The following is a 2,418-nucleotide window of genomic DNA, read 5'->3' as shown; positions in this document are numbered from 1 at the left end:
CGCGCGCGTGGACGACGGCCACATCGTGCTGCGCGGCGAGCACGATCTCGCGCGCCTGACCGAGCGTGCGTTGCGCCCGCTGCGGCGCGAGATCCAGATGGTGTTCCAGGATCCGCACGCGTCGCTGAACGCGCGCCAGACCGTCGCGGACATCGTCGCGACCGGCATGGTCGCCCACGGCGTCAAGCGCGCTGACGCCCGCCGGCGCGCGGCCGACCTGCTCGCGCGGGTCGGCTTGCCGCCGGATGCGCTCGATCGCTATCCGCACCAGTTCTCGGGCGGGCAGCGGCAGCGTATCAGCCTCGCGCGTGCGCTCGCGCTCGATCCCGCGATCCTCGTGGCCGACGAGATGGTGTCGGGCCTCGACGTGTCGGTGCAGGCGCAAGTGCTCGCGCTGCTCGAATCCGTGCAGCGCCGCCGCGCGATGGCGATCGTGTTCGTTACGCACGACCTGCGGGTTGCCGCGCAGATCTGCGACCGGATCGCGGTGATGCGCGCGGGGCGCGTGGTCGAGCTGGGCGACGCCGCGCAGGTGTTCGGCGTGCCGCGCCATCCATATACCCGCGCGCTGATCGACGCGATGCCGGTGCTGCCGGCGCTGCCGGCGCGACCGGCAACCAACACCGACGGCGCGCGGCACGCACAACCGATCGACGAGGAGCAGCCATGACATCCGATTCGACTGACGCGGCCGCCGGCCCGGTGGTCGTGACCGGCACGCCGGTCGAAGTCCGCACGGGGCGCACGCTGAGCGTCGCCCATCGCCCGGCGCCGCCCGATTCGCAGCACGCGGATACCGTCGTGTTCTTCGCGCACGGTGGTGGCGGCAACAAGAACCAGTGGCGCCGCCAATGGCGGACGCTGGCTGATGCGGGTTATGGGCTCGTCGCATGGGATTTCCTCGGTCACGGCGACAGCCCGCGCCCGAATCCGGACAACGGCGCCTATCGCGGCGCCGAGACGATTCAGGACTATCTCGCGCTGTTCGATCGCTACAAGGGCGCGCGCAATGTACTGGTCGCGCATTCGCTCGGCACGGGCAGCACGCTCGTGCTGCTGGAGCGCCTTGCCGAACTCGGACGATTGCACGAAGCGAACGCGGCACTATTGCTCGGCACCCGGCTCACGCGCCCGGCCATGCAGCCGTCCGCGCTGCCGGCGTGGCTGCTCGAATGGCTCAAGCCGGTGTTTGCGCGGCGGTTCCGGCGGCTTGCGTGGCATCCGCATGTGGACCGCGCGCTCGTCGCGTACGAATCGCGCGTTGCGCGCCGCAACCGGCTCGCGACGTTCCAGGCCGTGCTGCGCGACGCGCCGTGGCCCGATGCCGCACGGCTCGCGGCGCTCGACCTGCCGGTCGTCGTGCTCGCGGGTGACGCGGACGGCCTGACGCCGGCGGCGGACGGACGCGCGCTGGCCGATGCGCTGCCGGACGCGAAGTTCGGTGTGCTGCGCGAATGCGGCCATCAGCTGATGCTCGAGCGTCCCGAGGCCGTGGATGAGGCATTGCGCGCGCTGCTCGACAGGATCGCACGGCCGGCCGAGCAGCGCGCACCGGTGCCGGCACCGGAACGGCAGTCAGGCGTCGACGCATGACTGCGCGCTGAACGATGCCGGAGCCCTTATCAACAAACACGACGCTTGCGAGGCATGGGCCGCTGGCGCGCCGCACCGCTCGGCCCGCTCGGCCCGATCTCGACGACCTGCCGATACGGCTCGACTTCAGGTTTCGAAGCGAATGAACTGCGCGGACGACCACACCTTGCTGTCGTTGTGCTGCCGCCCGAAGAAATACACGGGGCGGTGCCCGAACTGCGCATTGCCGGGCGCGACGTCGATGCTGCCGGCGAGGTCGACGGGCAGCGTCTGGTCCGTGAGCCGCTCGAGCGCGACGAACAGCTCGGTGCCGCCGAGCGCGTGCGTCGCCGCGCCGCGCGCGAGCAGTTCCGCGCCGTTGATCTCGAAGCGGAACGACGGCGCATGCGCAAACGGATTGCGCTGCAGCGGATCGCCGACCTTCGCGAATCCGTCGATCGTTCCTTCGACGACGATCGTCGCGTCGGCGAGATTGCCGACGTCGATCTCGATGCTGTCGGCATCGCCATAGGTGTCGCTGCGGAACTCGATGTCGGTCGCGCCGGTGCGCCACGCCGATTCCTCGACATGCTCGAATCCGTGCGACCCGAAGCGGTGGATCGTGCCGTTGACGATGCGGATCCGGCCGTGCCATGTGGCCCAGCGGTAGCGATCGCGGATGCGCGCGCCACCCCAGCGCACGCGGATCAGGCGTTCCGCATAGCCGAGTTCCGCGTGCAGGTTGCGCTCCCACAGCAGGCCCTGGTGATCGTACGCGGCCACGTATTCCCAGCCGGCCTGGCCGAGCAGCCGGTAGTCGAGCCGCGCGGGCCCGCGCTGAGAGAA

General features: G+C 70.6%; 2 protein-coding genes and 1 pseudogene. 2 read left to right on the top strand and 1 reads right to left on the bottom strand.

What is annotated here, in order from left to right; all coding sequences use genetic code 11:
• Together G3N94_RS40680 and G3N94_RS40675 are read left to right on the top strand one after the other, a co-directional pair.
• On the top strand, window positions 1-670 hold a 670-nt coding region (locus G3N94_RS40680; RefSeq protein ID WP_205799814.1), incomplete at its 5' end, for an ABC transporter ATP-binding protein.
• The gene (locus G3N94_RS40675) at window positions 667-1,593 is read left to right on the top strand and encodes an alpha/beta hydrolase (RefSeq protein ID WP_205799813.1); all 927 of its coding nucleotides are present in this window, start codon (window positions 667-669) and stop codon (window positions 1,591-1,593) included. The genes G3N94_RS40680 and G3N94_RS40675, both read left to right, overlap by 4 nt.
• Before the next feature lie 126 nt (window positions 1,594-1,719).
• On the opposite strand, the pseudogene G3N94_RS40670 reads toward G3N94_RS40675, so the two are convergent.
• Window positions 1,720-2,418 (bottom strand): annotated as a pseudogene (locus G3N94_RS40670) (hypothetical protein); the annotation flags it as partial.

The sequence above is a fragment of the Burkholderia sp. Ac-20353 genome (genome assembly GCF_017104785.1).
GTDB lineage: Bacteria > Pseudomonadota > Gammaproteobacteria > Burkholderiales > Burkholderiaceae > Burkholderia.
Note: the sequence above shows the minus strand (reverse complement) of the source record. Positions and strands in the feature narration are given on the sequence as shown.